Annotated in this window: 16 protein-coding genes; 8 read left to right on the top strand and 8 right to left on the bottom strand. The window is 63.3% G+C overall.

Annotated elements, in window-relative coordinates:
* Window position 1: 1 nt before the first annotated feature.
* The 3 genes from OPC11_RS07290 to OPC11_RS07280 all read right to left on the bottom strand — a co-directional run bounded on the left by OPC11_RS07290 (window position 2) and on the right by OPC11_RS07280 (window position 4,373).
* Window positions 2-1,702 carry an alkaline phosphatase family protein gene (locus tag OPC11_RS07290; RefSeq protein ID WP_264781477.1) on the bottom strand — a complete coding sequence of 567 codons (1,701 nt, stop codon included), beginning with the start codon at window positions 1,700-1,702 and terminating at the stop codon, window positions 2-4.
* On the bottom strand, window positions 1,699-3,633 hold the full coding sequence (locus tag OPC11_RS07285) for an asparagine synthase-related protein (RefSeq protein ID WP_264781476.1): 1,935 nt from the start codon (window positions 3,631-3,633) through the stop codon (window positions 1,699-1,701). Before OPC11_RS07285 ends, OPC11_RS07290 begins: the two co-directional genes overlap by 4 nt.
* A gap of 284 nt (window positions 3,634-3,917) precedes the next feature.
* Complete coding sequence (locus OPC11_RS07280; RefSeq protein WP_007978831.1) at window positions 3,918-4,373, bottom strand: thiol-disulfide oxidoreductase DCC family protein; 456 nt, start codon at window positions 4,371-4,373, stop codon at window positions 3,918-3,920.
* Window positions 4,374-4,534: 161 nt separating this feature from the next.
* Between OPC11_RS07280 and OPC11_RS07275 the strand changes: the two genes are divergently transcribed.
* Window positions 4,535-4,888: a hypothetical protein gene (locus OPC11_RS07275; protein ID WP_069453083.1), complete on the top strand. Its 354-nt coding sequence runs from the start codon at window positions 4,535-4,537 to the stop codon at window positions 4,886-4,888.
* A gap of 51 nt (window positions 4,889-4,939) precedes the next feature.
* Here OPC11_RS07275 and OPC11_RS07270 read toward each other — a convergent pair whose 3' ends face one another.
* Window positions 4,940-5,161 (bottom strand): hypothetical protein, encoded by a 222-nt coding sequence (locus OPC11_RS07270; protein ID WP_254663508.1) that lies wholly within the window; start codon window positions 5,159-5,161, stop codon window positions 4,940-4,942.
* 142 nt (window positions 5,162-5,303) lie between these two features.
* Here OPC11_RS07270 and OPC11_RS07265 point away from each other — a divergent pair, with 142 nt between their 5' ends.
* Entirely contained in the window at window positions 5,304-5,648 is a 345-nt protein-coding gene (locus OPC11_RS07265; protein WP_007978837.1) for a hypothetical protein, read from the top strand.
* Here OPC11_RS07265 and OPC11_RS07260 read toward each other — a convergent pair.
* The 3 genes from OPC11_RS07260 to OPC11_RS07250 form a co-directional block, all read right to left on the bottom strand.
* Window positions 5,645-6,754, bottom strand: a complete 1,110-nt coding sequence (locus tag OPC11_RS07260) for an FAD-dependent oxidoreductase (RefSeq protein ID WP_264781475.1) — start codon at window positions 6,752-6,754, stop codon at window positions 5,645-5,647. The genes OPC11_RS07265 and OPC11_RS07260 overlap by 4 nt on opposite strands.
* A 61-nt stretch (window positions 6,755-6,815) precedes the next feature.
* The gene (gene mvaD, locus OPC11_RS07255; protein ID WP_069453086.1) at window positions 6,816-7,790 is read right to left on the bottom strand and encodes a phosphomevalonate decarboxylase MvaD; all 975 of its coding nucleotides are present in this window, start codon (window positions 7,788-7,790) and stop codon (window positions 6,816-6,818) included.
* 78 nt (window positions 7,791-7,868) lie between these two features.
* Entirely contained in the window at window positions 7,869-8,066 is a 198-nt protein-coding gene (locus tag OPC11_RS07250) for a hypothetical protein (protein ID WP_264781474.1), read from the bottom strand.
* 108 nt (window positions 8,067-8,174) lie between these two features.
* Here OPC11_RS07250 and nth point away from each other — a divergent pair, with 108 nt between their 5' ends.
* On the top strand, window positions 8,175-8,861 hold the full coding sequence (gene nth, locus OPC11_RS07245) for an endonuclease III (protein WP_007978844.1): 687 nt from the start codon (window positions 8,175-8,177) through the stop codon (window positions 8,859-8,861).
* Window positions 8,862-8,872: 11 nt separating this feature from the next.
* Here nth and OPC11_RS07240 read toward each other — a convergent pair whose 3' ends face one another.
* Window positions 8,873-9,361, bottom strand: a complete 489-nt coding sequence (locus tag OPC11_RS07240; RefSeq protein WP_264781473.1) for a hypothetical protein — start codon at window positions 9,359-9,361, stop codon at window positions 8,873-8,875.
* Between the two features lie 90 nt (window positions 9,362-9,451).
* Here OPC11_RS07240 and OPC11_RS07235 point away from each other — a divergent pair, with 90 nt between their 5' ends.
* From OPC11_RS07235 to OPC11_RS07215, 5 genes are all read left to right on the top strand, one after another.
* On the top strand, window positions 9,452-10,240 hold the full coding sequence (locus OPC11_RS07235) for a hypothetical protein (protein ID WP_007978848.1): 789 nt from the start codon (window positions 9,452-9,454) through the stop codon (window positions 10,238-10,240).
* 88 nt (window positions 10,241-10,328) lie between these two features.
* Window positions 10,329-11,009, top strand: coding sequence for a plastocyanin/azurin family copper-binding protein (locus OPC11_RS07230; RefSeq protein WP_264781472.1), 681 nt, complete (start codon window positions 10,329-10,331; stop codon window positions 11,007-11,009).
* Window positions 11,010-11,396, top strand: coding sequence for a hypothetical protein (locus tag OPC11_RS07225; protein ID WP_007978851.1), 387 nt, complete (start codon window positions 11,010-11,012; stop codon window positions 11,394-11,396).
* Window positions 11,397-11,399: 3 nt separating this feature from the next.
* Entirely contained in the window at window positions 11,400-12,242 is an 843-nt protein-coding gene (locus tag OPC11_RS07220) for a Rieske 2Fe-2S domain-containing protein (RefSeq protein WP_007978854.1), read from the top strand.
* Window position 12,243: 1 nt separating this feature from the next.
* Window positions 12,244-13,038 (top strand): cytochrome bc complex cytochrome b subunit, encoded by a 795-nt coding sequence (locus OPC11_RS07215; protein ID WP_007978856.1) that lies wholly within the window; start codon window positions 12,244-12,246, stop codon window positions 13,036-13,038.

Here is a 13,038-nt window from a genome sequence, read left to right as displayed (position 1 = left end):
ATCACTCCAAATAGCCGAGTGCCGTCAGTCGGTTCTCCATCGATTCCTCGGATGCGGTCGGTTCGCGTCCGTCCTCCCGCGCTTCTTCCTTCCGCTCGCGTCCGCCCTCCCGCCGCGTCGGGTACGAACGTTCCCCGACGGGTTCCACGGAAGACAACGCCTCGCCGTCCATCTCGGTGCTCGTCGGCACGCCGAACAGCGCGAGGACGGTGGGCGTCACGTCGAAGATGTGAGCGTCCCCGAGCGGGCCGTCGATGCCGTCGCCCGCCATGGCGACGACGCCGTTTCGCTTGTGGTTCCACGGTTGGCCGGGCGCGGCGAACTCGTCCCCCGAAAGCTCCGCGGAGAGGAAGTGGTCGAAGTCGGCCGGAACCGTGACGATATCGACCGCCCGGTCCGCCTCCGGTCCGTCGAAGTACGCTTCCCGCCGTGCCACGTCCTCGAAAAGCGGCTCTCCGTCCGGCGTCTCGACGCCTTCGAGGAGGGAGATGAGTTCCGTCCGGAGGGCTTCGTATCGCTCGGGCGGGACGACGCCGTTCGGGTCGCGGCCCGCCAGATTGATGCGGACGCCGCACTCGATTCTGGCCCGCATGTACGCCGTCGAGGCCGGGAAATCGACCTGCCTGCCGCTCGCCCGGACGACCCCCGCGGGAACGTGTTCGGACGCGAAATCGCGGAGGCCGACCGCCGACAACAGTTTTCCCGCCCGTGCCGTCGTGAGGCCGCACTTGGCGGCGAGGGCGGTCACGCGCCGAAGCAAGTTGGGGTCGTCCGCGTCTTCTCCGTCCGCGTCGCCGTTTCGAAGCCGCGACTCCCGCGTCGGAACCCACGAGGGCATTCCGTCGCCGCCCTGCGACACGTCCACGTACCCGTGTTTTGCGAGGAACTCGTTGACGTAGAATCCCGTGCCCGTCATCTCGCCCATCCCGTGGTCGCTGACGACGAGAACGGTGTCCGGGTCGGTCGCGTCGAGGACCTCGCCGACCTGCTCGTCCACCGCCTCGTACACCGCCCGAACCGTCTCCCGCTCGCCGGGGAACTCGTGGAACACGGTGTCCGTCTGCTGGAACTGCAGGAATCCGAAGTCGGGGTCGAACCGGTCCGCGAGGAGGCGGAACGCCTCACCGCGCATCTCCACCACGTCGCGGTACTCGGCGGCGGCTTCCTCGGGCGAGAGGTCCGTCGTTTCGGGGTAGACGCGGTAGTTCCCGATTTCCTCGCGGATGTCGGAGAGCAGGTCCGGCGGGTGACACGCCGGGGAGTCGGGGGCCATGTACCCCGGCACGAGCGCACCGTCGAACTCGCGCGGCGGGTGCGTCACGGGCACGTTGACGACGACGCTCGAGAATCCGTGCCGGGAGAGGTGCTCCCAGACGGGAACGGCGCGGACGTCCGAGCCGTCCACGACGCTCCAGTCGTAGCCCTCGTAGTCCAGAAAGCTGAACACGCCGTGTTTGCCGGGGTTGACGCCGGTGAACAGCGACGGCCACGCGCTCGGCGTCCACGGCGGCAGTTGGGATTCGAGCGGACCAGAGACGCCGCCGTCGAATATCGAGCGGAGGTTCGGAAGCGCCCCCGCCGAAAACAGCGGTTCGAGAATCGGCGGACAGGCCCCGTCCAGTCCGAGCACCAGCGTTCGAAGGCCGTCATTGTTACCGACGTCTCCGTCGCCGCCATCGCCACTACTGCCGTTGCCGCTCACCGCTCCTCACCCCCTTCGTCGGCGGTCGGAAGCCTGATCAGCGGTCGGTCGCCGACCGGTTCGGAACCGGTCGGCGACGCTGAGTCGTCGGTTTCGACGGCATCGCCCAGCAGTTTCGTTACCGGCATCTCGAGCAGGGTCAACAGCGTGTAGAGTTCGACGGTGTTGTCCGCGCCGTCGAAGTGGTCGCGGTAGCTTCGCCGGACGCCCTCCCAATCGAGGAATGGGAGGATTTCGACGACCTCGCGGTTCGCGGCGAGCGCGTCCCGGACGAATCCGTCCTGTCGGACGAACGCCGCGTCGTTCGGCCACGGGCCGTGCGTACACCACGGTTCCGGCGGCGTCTCGTCCTCGAAGTGCTTCCACCGGAATGCGTTCAGGTGTTTGCCGACGTATTCGACCGGAAACGAGCGGTCAGCTCGAACGCCGGACTCCGAGTGCGGAACCGCGGCGAGACGCGAGTCGAGCCGCTCGATGGCCTGATGGACGATGTTGCGCCGAAGCTGATATTCGACCGGCATCGAGAGGTGGAGGTCGATGAGCCGATTGTCGAGAAACGGCGTCCGATACGGACGGAGTTGTCGGAGGCTGTTCGTGTAGATGAGTTCGGTGTCGTTCGACAGCGGGTAGTAGTCGCTACAGAGGACGAGTTCCCGAATCGACCGGTATCGAACGCCGTGGTGGTCTATCTCCCCGTCCGAAGTGACGGAGATGTTTTTCCGAAGGACGGCTTCGAGGTCCACATCGGCGTCGAGGTACGGCGGGGCGTCGGTGGCGAGCCGGTCGATGAACTCGTCCACCGTCCGAATCGGCGTTTCGAGCGGCAAGGTCACGTTCCCCACCGGGCCGAGCGACACCTTCGGCGACGGGACCGCGTGGCCTTTGAACAGCGTGTCGGCGTACAGCCCGGACATGAGCACGTCCACCGACGACGTGATTTCGTCGGCAAAGCCCGTCGGGTAGCCCTGTTTGTACCACCCGTCGAAGTTCGAGAGGGAGGGGTTCTCCGCGAGCGACCGCCGCCGGTACTCCTCGTCGCGGTGGAGGAACCGAAATTCGTTACCGGCGGCCGCGGCGATACGCTCCGCGACGCGCGCCTCGCGGTTTCTCCAGTCGTTCATGTGGAACCCGACGACGGGACGGTCCATCGCGGCCATGACGAGCCGCGAATCGCTCCCTCCGCTCAACAGCAGGCCGTACTCGCGGTCGTCACGTACCCACTCGTCGAGGATGCGTCGAAATCGCTCGACGAACTCCTCGACGAAGTACTCGAACGGTTCGTCCTTCGGCGCGTACTCGGGCCGCCAGTACCGACGGGAATCCGTCGATGCGTCGTCGAGGTCGATGGCCGTGACCGTCGCGGGTGGAAGCCGTTCGATGCCGGAGAGCGGCGTCGTCACGCCGAACGACCGCTTGTAGGCGAGAAACTCGGCGAGATAGTCGCGGTCGAACGCGGTTTCGACGCCCGGAAATCCGGCGAGCGTTTGGATGTCCGTCGAACACAACAGCGCGTCGCCCGCCTCCGTGTGGAAGAGCGGATACGAACCCAATCGGTCGGTCAACAGGAAGACGGTCCGTCGTTCGCGGTCGTAGACGACGCCCGCGAACTCCCCGTTTAAACCGTCCACGAAGTCGATGCCGTACGACTCGTACAGGTTCGCACAGAACGTCGGCGTATCGATGGCGGCCGGACGCGGTTGATACGAGCCGTTTCGTTCGAACCCGTACACGTCGCCGAGGGTCCAGACCAGCACGTCTTCCGTGGCGGTTCGGACGGGCTGTTCGTCGGCCAGCAGCGGATGGAATCCCGTGGTCACGGCGACCGCATCGTCGGCGAACGAATCCGTTCGCTCTGGGCCCCCACGCCGCATGCTCGGAAACGCGTCTAAGCCGACCGTGCGGTCGCCGAAGGCACCGAACAATCCTACCATGTGCCCCTCCCTCCCGAAACGCGTCGAATTCCCTTCTCACTCATAACGGCCGCGTAGCGGTCGGTAGTCCGACCGTTCGCCGGTGGTGGATGGGCGACCCGTTCGGCGGAACCGCAGCCTAATTCGATTCGATGTGGCCTTTCGTTCATCCGTTCTCACTGAAATACAACTGGCGACGCCGAACCATTGTTATACGCGGCCTGTGGGTGACGTACGTCATCCTACCGGTCGAGTAGCGGGAACGAACCGATGAGAAGAGGGAACCTACTCGCGCGATAGGGGGTTCATACCGTATCGAGCGCGCGCTCGACGAACCGCTCGCGGAGTTCGGGGTCCGGGATTTGACACTCGTCCGTCCGCCCGAAGAGCCGGTAGCGGTGCGTCGCTATCAGGTCGTACACCGGGTCTCGGAGGGCGGCCGGGAGAAAAACGAGGGGGTACAGGAGCGGCCACGGACCGTCGAGTCGGCGGCAGACCCGGAGCGCGGCGGTGGAACGGGTGTAACAGTCGTCACCCTCCACGAGCACGACCGAATCGAACTCGTCGGTCGAGAGGCCGTGTCGGTCGAGGAGCGCCCGCCCGACGGCGGACTGGAGCGGCGCGAACCGGAACGTCCCCGACTCGTCGAACCGAACCGTGAACCGAACGGCGGCGTTACAGAGGTTGCACACGCCGTCGAAGAGCAACACCGGCCCGTCGAGGTCGCCGATGATTTCGTCGGGGTCCCGTTCGTCGGTCATCGTTTCGTTCCCCACTCGGTGTCGCGGACCGATAGGTTCGTCGGAAGTCCTCCTACCACCCCAACCCGTCGGATATGGTCACACAAAACGGTCCGAAACGGGCCGTTTAATCGGTTTATAGCTATACGTCTCGCCCGTCTCGAGGTCGATGGGGATACACGATGCCCCAACCACAACAGAGCGGAGACGACCGAAACGACGGTAGTCAACGAACCGAACGGAAGAAAACGACCGGACGAGGCGATGCAGACCAGCAGGCCGAGCCGAGACGTCGGACGGACGACGAGGATACGTCGAGTTGGCTCGCAAAGACCGGCATGATGGCCGGTCTGATAGCCATCGGATTCGTGTTGCTGCTGTTCGCACTCGGCCAAGCAGTCGGATTCGACCTGCTGGGACTGTTCGCGGATGCGGTCAGTTCCCAGACGGGGCGATGGCTCGTCGTGGCGTTCTTCGCCCTGCTCCTCATCGGAGTAGCCGAGCGGGGACTTCGTGGCAGTTTGCGCCACGTCTAACTCCCTGACTCGTTTTCTCGAAAAGTGAACGTCGTGGCACGCAGTTTCTTCTCAGTCCATTCGCACGTTACTGGTCGCACAAGCGCAGGTGACTGCCGGGTCGAGAACGTCGTCTATCGGCATCGCTTCGCCACAGTCCGTGCAAACGACGTGTGGCGTCGAGCGGCGTCGTCGTTCTCGGTAGTATTCCAGTGCTCTCGTTCCGATTAGCGCCGCAGCACCGGCTCCGACCGCGCCGATCAGTACCGTGTCAAGCGTCGGCTCGCGTGCCATGGTGAGGCAAGGATGGGCCAGTACCTTAAAGATGATGCTGAATTCGTTTATTATAACCATTTCGCCGCGGAGGTTCCGACGAGTCGCAAGCGGTTCTTATAAAAACAGGTTCGTCGTAGGGGAATTCACGATGTTATCCCTCATGGGTTCCGTCGTCGGCTTCATCGTGAGCCTGCTCATCGGTGGTCTCGGCATCTACATCGGTGCGCGGGTCGTCACGGGAACCGACGATTACGGGTACGCGTTGATAACAGCCATCGTTGGCTCGGTCATCGGCGGTATCGTCGCGGTGTTAGTCGGCTGGTTGTTCGGTTGGATCGTCGTCCTCATCGCGTGGGTTTGGGTCATCAACTGGCGGTATCCCGGCGGTTGGGGCAACGCCATCGGGATCGGCCTCATCGCGTGGCTCTCGGTGGTCGTCATCTCCTACGCGCTGGTCTTCCTCGACGTCCTGACGTCGAGCGCGCTCGGGATTCCGGGTATTTAGTCCCCCAACTCTTCTCCGATCAAATCGACCGCGTTTCTGACGGCACCGACCGACGAGAGGTAACCAGCGCCGACCGTCGCCTTGAGCGCCTTCGCCGCCCGTCCCGTCACGACGGTCGGGCCGATTTGCGCCACCGTGCCGTCGCCGACCGAAACGAGCCACCCCGGCGAGTCGAAGGTGAACTGGTCGAGACGCGGGTCGAACACGTCGTCGCCCTCGACCAGTCGAACGATGTTTTTCGCGACGACGTGGGCCTCCCGCACGGCGGATTGTGCGCTCGCTGGAACCGCCTCGCCGTCGCCATCGACGACTTGCGCGGCGTCGCCGACGACGAAGGTTCCGTCGCCGAGTCGGAGCGTGCTATCGACGCGGGCGCGGTCGCCGCCCATCGCGTCGGGACCGCGAATCCCGCCAGTCCAGACGAACAGGTCGTACGCGAGCGTTTCGCCGTCTTCGAGCGTGATAGTGTCGTCATCGGCGCGGGAGACGGCGGTTCCGGTACGAATGTCGATGTCGCGTCGTTCGAGTTGGTCCCGTACGGCCTCCTGAAAGTTGGCCGGGAAGGCGGGCGCGACCGTTTCGAACTGTTCGAGCAGGACGATTTCGACGTTCATCTCCTCCTCGTCGGCGAGGGCGGCCAGTTCACCCGCGACCTGCACGCCCGAGAGTCCCGCGCCGCCGACCACGACGCGACCGCCGTCGGCGGAAAGGAAGCCCTCCCGAATCTCGCGGGCGTGTTCGAGACGCTTCAGGGGAATCGCGTACTCCTCGACGCCGGGGAGGTCGTAGAAGGCGGTTTCGGCACCGAGACAGACGGCGGCGTAGTCGTACTCCAGCGCGTCGTCTTCGAGGCGGACGCGATTTTCGTCCGGGTCAACCGATTCGACGCGAGTCTCCCGAACCTCGCAGTCGAGGACGTCGGTCAACGGAATCGAGATTTGGTCCGCGAGCGAGGGGCGGCGGATGACGCGGTGGAGTTCGTGCTGAACGAGGTGTTCGCCCGTTTCCTCGACCACGACGATGGTGGCGTCGTCGGAGAGGTCCGTTTCGAGTTTTCGAGCGAGGGACAGACCGGCATAGCCAGCGCCGAGCACTGCGATGTCCATGGGAAAACAACGGATGGGAGGGCTAAAGGCGTACTCCCCGCTCAAGTAGCGGTTCGGGAACTCAGAACAGCGCGTCGTCTTCGGGGAGGATTTCGGCCGGGCCGCCGACCTTCCAGCGCATGGTCTCGACGCCACAATCGGCGACGACTTCCTCGACGTATTCGGCGTGCTCGGCGGTCGTGTTGACGTACACGCTGGCACCCGTATCCGTGGAGTAGTAGACCGGGATATCCTCCTCGGTGCGGAGTTTCCGAACCGCGTCGAAGATTTCGAGGGTTTCGGGCTTCCAGTACACCCATCCCGCCGGACCTGTCATGGTCGTCGCGGCGAGCGAGAGGGAGTCGTGTTCCGCCGTCTCGAACACGCGGTCGAAGTCGCCGACGCGGAGCGCGTCGCGCATCTCGACGAGTTGGTCGTGGATGTGCGCCAACCGCGCGTCGAACATGTGACTGTCGGCGGCTTCGCGGTGGGCTTCCTCGGTCTCCTTGTAGGCCGGAACCAGTCCGGCGACGATTCGCACGTCGTCTTCGAGCGGCGATTCGAGTCGCTCCGAGCGGCAGTCGTGGTCGTTCAGGCCCATGTGAAGGTCGGAGAAGCCGCCCGTCACGGCGCGGGCGGCCGAGGACGACCCGAGGCGCGCGATGGTCGAGACGTCCGGACGCGAGAGGTCGAGACCGGCGGCCTCCACCGCGGCCATCGCGGCGGCGGCGAACCCGGACGACGAGGAGCCGAGACCAACGTTCGAGGGGAAGCTGTTCTCGCTCTCCAGTCGGACGCGGGTGTCGATTTCGGCCAGCTCGCGCACGCGGGAAACCACAGTACGTACGCGGTCCGCCGCGTGCCCCGTCAGTTCCTCGCCGTCGACGACGAAGGTGTCCGAGTCGAACGACTCGTCGAACTCGACCGTCGTTTTCGTGTGGCTCGGTGCGGTACAGACGCTGATGCTGTCGTGGTACGGGTACCGCTGTTCCTCGTCGCGCATCCCGTGGTACTTGACCAGCCCCTGAATGGGGTGGGCCTTCGCGGTCGCTTTCATACGGAGATGGGTGCGTGACGGGCGTTTAAACTCTCTGGAATACGAGTCGGACAACGGGCGGTTTCCGAGTCGTCCATCTTAGAAACGACGAGCAATTTCGTAGCCGAGCGTCGTCGGGAGCAGGACCGCTAGCAAGACGACCGTTATTTCGACCGTCGTCGGCCCCCAGTTCACCCACGCGCTGTAGAAGTAGAGCGCGGCGGCGGCGAGAACGCCGACGACCGTCGAGACGTAATCCGGGTCCGTCCACCAAGCCGAGTAGCCATCGGGGGACATGTTCGCGCCTACGAACACCGGGAGTAAGATTCTTTCTCCGCGCCGACTCTCTCCCCGCTCTCCCGAGACACCGAACCACTCAAACCGACGCCCTCCGAGAACACCGACATGGGCGTCCCACTCGACACGCGGGAGGAACAACTGGACGAAATCGTGGACAGACTGTACGACGAGTATCCCGACGCGACCATCTCGCTCAACTTCTCGAACCGCCTCGAACTCCTCATCGCGGTCATGCTCTCGGCCCAGTGTACCGACGAGCGCGTGAACAAGGAGACGGAACACCTGTTCGAGAAGTACGAGTCGGTGGAGGACTACGCGAACGCCGACGTGGACGAGTTGGCCGAGGACCTGAACTCCATCACGTACTACAACAACAAGGCGAAGTGGATACACAGCGCCTGCGGGACCATCATCGAGGAACACGACGGGGAGGTTCCCGACACGATGAGCGAACTGACCGACCTCACGGGCGTCGGGCGGAAAACCGCGAACGTGGTGCTCCAGCACGGTCACGACGTGGTGGAAGGAATCGTCGTTGACACCCACGTCCAGCGTCTCTCGCGCCGGTTGGGTCTGACGGAGGAGAAGACGCCCCAGAAAATCGAGTCCGACCTGATGACGTTCGTCCCCGAGGAGGACTGGCAGTGGCTGACCCACCTGTTCATCAGCCACGGACGGGCGACCTGCACCGCGCGGAACCCCGATTGCGGGGACTGCATCCTCGAAGACATCTGTCCGTCCTCGAAACTCGACAACGACATCGACCTCGCCAGCGGCGAGGCGTGGGACTGAGGGACTTCGAATCAGAGATAGTCCGTGTGCAGGATGAAAAAGCGTGCGACGCCGAGCGTCCACGCGAGCAGCCAGAAAATGATGTAGCCAGCGACACCGGCGCGCAGACGCCACCGCCACGAGTCCATGTTTTCGTGGAGTTCGCCGATGTCCATCTCGGGGTTCGGCGTGCCGTACAAATCGTGAGCGCGTTTGACCTGAAATATCCTAACGATGCCGGTGAGCGCCAGTATCAACATCGCGTAGGCTTGCAACCCGAGGAAGGCGTGCACCGCGGCGAGACCGCCGCCGAAGTGGGCGATGAATCGCGGAAGCATCCACGTGAGGAAGGGCACCGTGGTCAACAGTAGTCCGACGGAGATATACTTCAGATGGCGGGTCAGTACCGCCCACGTCACGGGGTCCGATTCGAGAATGATCCACGCGCCGTAAAGATAAAACGGAAAGCTCGCCGTCACGACTAGGGCGACCACGGTCGCAATCGCCGCGTCGGATACCATACTGGATGGTTAGACCGGGATGCGTTAAACCGTCCGAAACGCCGGGCAGGTCAGAAGACGTTTTAGCCATCGAAGTGTAAGGTTCGGGTAATGGCTGACTCCGACAGCGGGACGGAGGGCGTGGACGACGACGCGCCAGAGAAATCCCGCGAGGAACTCCGCCGCGAGGTCGACGATAAGTACGATTTCGAGAACTTCGGACCCGAGGACATGGCGGAGATGTCGCTCGAAGAGTGGGAGGTCGCCTTCGACCCCGACTCGTGGATAACCGGCACGGAGTTGCTCGACCGCGTGGAGGCCGACCTGAAACACCGCATCGCTATCAGGGAGGTGTTCGCCGTCGTCGAGCGCATCACGCGCGACGGCGAGCCACAGTTGGCCGCGTACTCCGACGAGGGATACGCCATCGTCTACCCCGACGGTAGCGTCGAGGGACGTGGAACCGTTTTGCGCGACGTGAAACCCACGGTAGCGTTAGCGTCGATGGACGAGTACGAGGTCCCGGAAATGCCCGAGGGGGGCCAACTACCGCAACCGGACGAGGTGACCGAGGGCAGCGGCGAACTCGGCAACAAGCTGATGCAGACCATCGGCGCGATTCACGTGCTCGGCGGTATCGGGATGATAATCGCGTGGCTCCTCATCGTCCTCGGTGTCGTCGGCGTCGCCGATTCGGTTCGAGACGGCGCACCCCTGCTCGCCCTCGTCGGGGGTGCCTTCTTCGTCTTCGGACTGTTCGTCCTTCTCATCGTGGCGAACGCCCGTTTGTCCGACAGATTTCGGTCCGAGGAGTATCGAAACAGACTCCGCTCGGCGGGCGTCGAATCGGGGATGCGACCCGACTTTCTCCCCGTCGACGAAAAGGACCAGGACGACTGAACCGGACGGAGGGATTCCGAGCCTGCCGATGACGGCAATCCATCGGCATCGGTGGGTTTAAGCAAGTCCCATCCTGACCAACACATGTATGAAGAGGCGGGACTTTCTACTGGCGGCCAGCGGTGTTGCTGGCGGAACAGCCGCGACTGCGGCACCCGCTGGTGCGCAACAAACGACGACGTCAGGAGGCGGAAACCAGTCCGGTGGTAACGGGACGAGTGGAGGCCAAACGACGACGTCGGGAGGCGGGAACCAGTCCAGCGGGAATCAATCGAGCGGGAACCAATCACAGGGCGGCGGTGGTGGCGGTCCTACGAAGACCGTGAAGGTCGGTCCGGGCGGCGACTTGGTGTTCGACCCGGACAAGCTGACCGTCACGCCCGGGACGACGGTCAAGTTCGTCTGGGAGTCGGACGGTCACAACGTCGTCCCCGAAAGCCAACCAGAGGGTGCCGGCTGGGAAGGCTCGGGCAGTGCGAGCGAGCTTTTCGACACCGGTCACACCTACTCGCACACGTTCAGTACGCCCGGCGAGTACGCGTACGTTTGTGCCCCGCACAAGAGCGCCGGCATGACCGGTTCCATCACCGTCGGTAGCTCGGGCGGTGGCGGCGCGGTAGCGGAAGCGGACCCGGAGGAGATGGGTGTTCCGTTCCAGGCACATTACGTCGGAATCGCGACGATTCTGATGGTGATGATGTCGCTCCTCTACACGTTCTTCTTCCTGAAGTACGGCGAATCCGCAAACACCAGTGGAGGGAACAGATAGATGTCCTCGTCAGGAAGCACTTACGGCGATATTCACCGATACGAACCGGCACGAGAAAGCACGACCGCCGCTATCACCATCGTCCTGTTGACGATAGTCGAGGTCGTGTTCGTCGGTCTGTTCACGTACGGCCTCCTCAACGGCTGGGGCCTCAGGGAGGCCGGCAACATGTTCCTCGGCGGCATCCTCGCGGTCATCTTCATCGACCTCGCGTTCATCCTCATGTTGTACCGCAAGGAGTTCCTCCCCGACGTGATGATCGTGAAAAAGCGTCGTCGCAAATGGGAAGACCTCTACGTGCGCGAGGGACAAGAGGAAGGAACCGAATCGTTCGGTAACGCGTGGGAACAGTTCAAACGAGCAGTGTACCCCTACTACAAACGATAAACAATGGCAGGAGACGACAAATATCCGGAGAGCACAGGTCGCCGCCGTTTCGTCAAAGGCGTGGTCGGCAGTGCAACGCTCACTGGCGTCGGTGTCGGCGCCGGTGCCGCATTGAAAACTGCTACCTCCCCGTCCGGCGAGGGCGGTGGGACCACGCAGTACATGGCGGTCGAGAACATCGCGGGACCCGCCCCGCGTGGAATGCCGCAGATACCCATCGAAATCGACAGCGAAGGATATCTCAAGGGGCAGTTCCCCGAGGCGAAGAAGGTCCAAAAGGGCGGACAGGAAGTCGTCGTCGCCGAGAAGAAGATCGGCGGCATGACGTACTCCCCCGAATGGTTCCAGTACTGTGGTGTCCAGACGTACAAAGGCGTTGACCCCGAAGCGGACCAAGACAACTACTTCCGATACAAGAAAGGGGCACAGTACGAATGGCAGGCCGACGTCGAGGCGGGCGGGAAAGTCCACGTCGACGACTTCTCGGACTACAAGACGTGGGGCAACGGCATCGGTAAGTCCGGTCTCGGCAAACCCGCGACGGTCACGTGGCGTTCACAGGACGTGGACAGCTCGCAGACCCTGACGGTACAAGTCCTCCGTAGCCCGCTCATCGAGAAGAAGGACAACGAGTGGGTAAACGCCAGTACGGACAAAGGATTCGTTGCGTGGCTCAACAAGTGTACCCACTTCTGTTGCGTTCCCAAATTCAAGGGAATCGCGGGGTCCGCCAAGTTCAACGCCCAGGACGACGTCTACTGTCCGTGCCACCAGTCGGTGTACGACCCCTTCAGCCTCGTAAAGAAATCCTTCGTGGCGCTGCCACGCCCGGAGGGGGACAGCTAAGATGAGTCTCGAACCAAAAGACGAATACGACCACGGGGAGTGGCTCCGTGAGAAGGACCTCACGCCCATCGAGAGTACGTTCCTCACGACGCTGATGTGGATGGACAAGCGCTTCCGCATCGTGGACTACCTCGAAATCCTGGAGACGTTGTACTACCGCGTCAACCTCCAGATGCCGAAAAGCCACACCGAACAGTACGGCCTCGACAACAAGTTCTGGTACTGGTATCCGCTGTACGCGCTGGGGAGCTTTTCCACCCTCGCGTACGCGGTTGCCGCGATCAGCGGCGCGCTACTCGGGTTCTACTACTCGCCCTCGACCGCCGGTGACCCGTCGGCCGCGTACAACCAGCTTACGTTTATCATGACCGACTTGAACTTCGGGTTCATGCTTCGGTCGATCCACCGCTGGGCGGCGCAGGTGATGGTCGCGGCGGTGTTCCTCCACATGCTCCGTGTCTACTTCACGGGTGCGTACAAGGAACCGCGCGAGGTGAACTGGATTCTCGGCATCATCCTCATCAGCCTGACGCTGGTGTTCGGGTACACCGGCTACCTGCTCCCGTGGGACCAGCTGGCGTTCTGGGCCGGACAGATCGGCGTCGAAATGAGCCTGTCCGTACCGCTGATAGGCGAATGGGTTGCACACCTGTTGTTCGGTGGCTTCAGCCTGAGTCAATCGACGCTCCAGCGCATGTACATCCTGCACGTGTTCCTGTTGCCGTTCGTCGTGACGACGCTCGTCGCCGTCCACATCGGCATCGTCTGGATGCAGGGCATCGCGGAACCACACTGA

This window comes from Haladaptatus sp. T7 (assembly GCF_026008575.1).
Taxonomy (GTDB): Archaea; Halobacteriota; Halobacteria; order Halobacteriales; family Haladaptataceae; genus Haladaptatus; species Haladaptatus paucihalophilus.
This window is presented reverse-complemented; position numbering and strand designations above follow the sequence as displayed.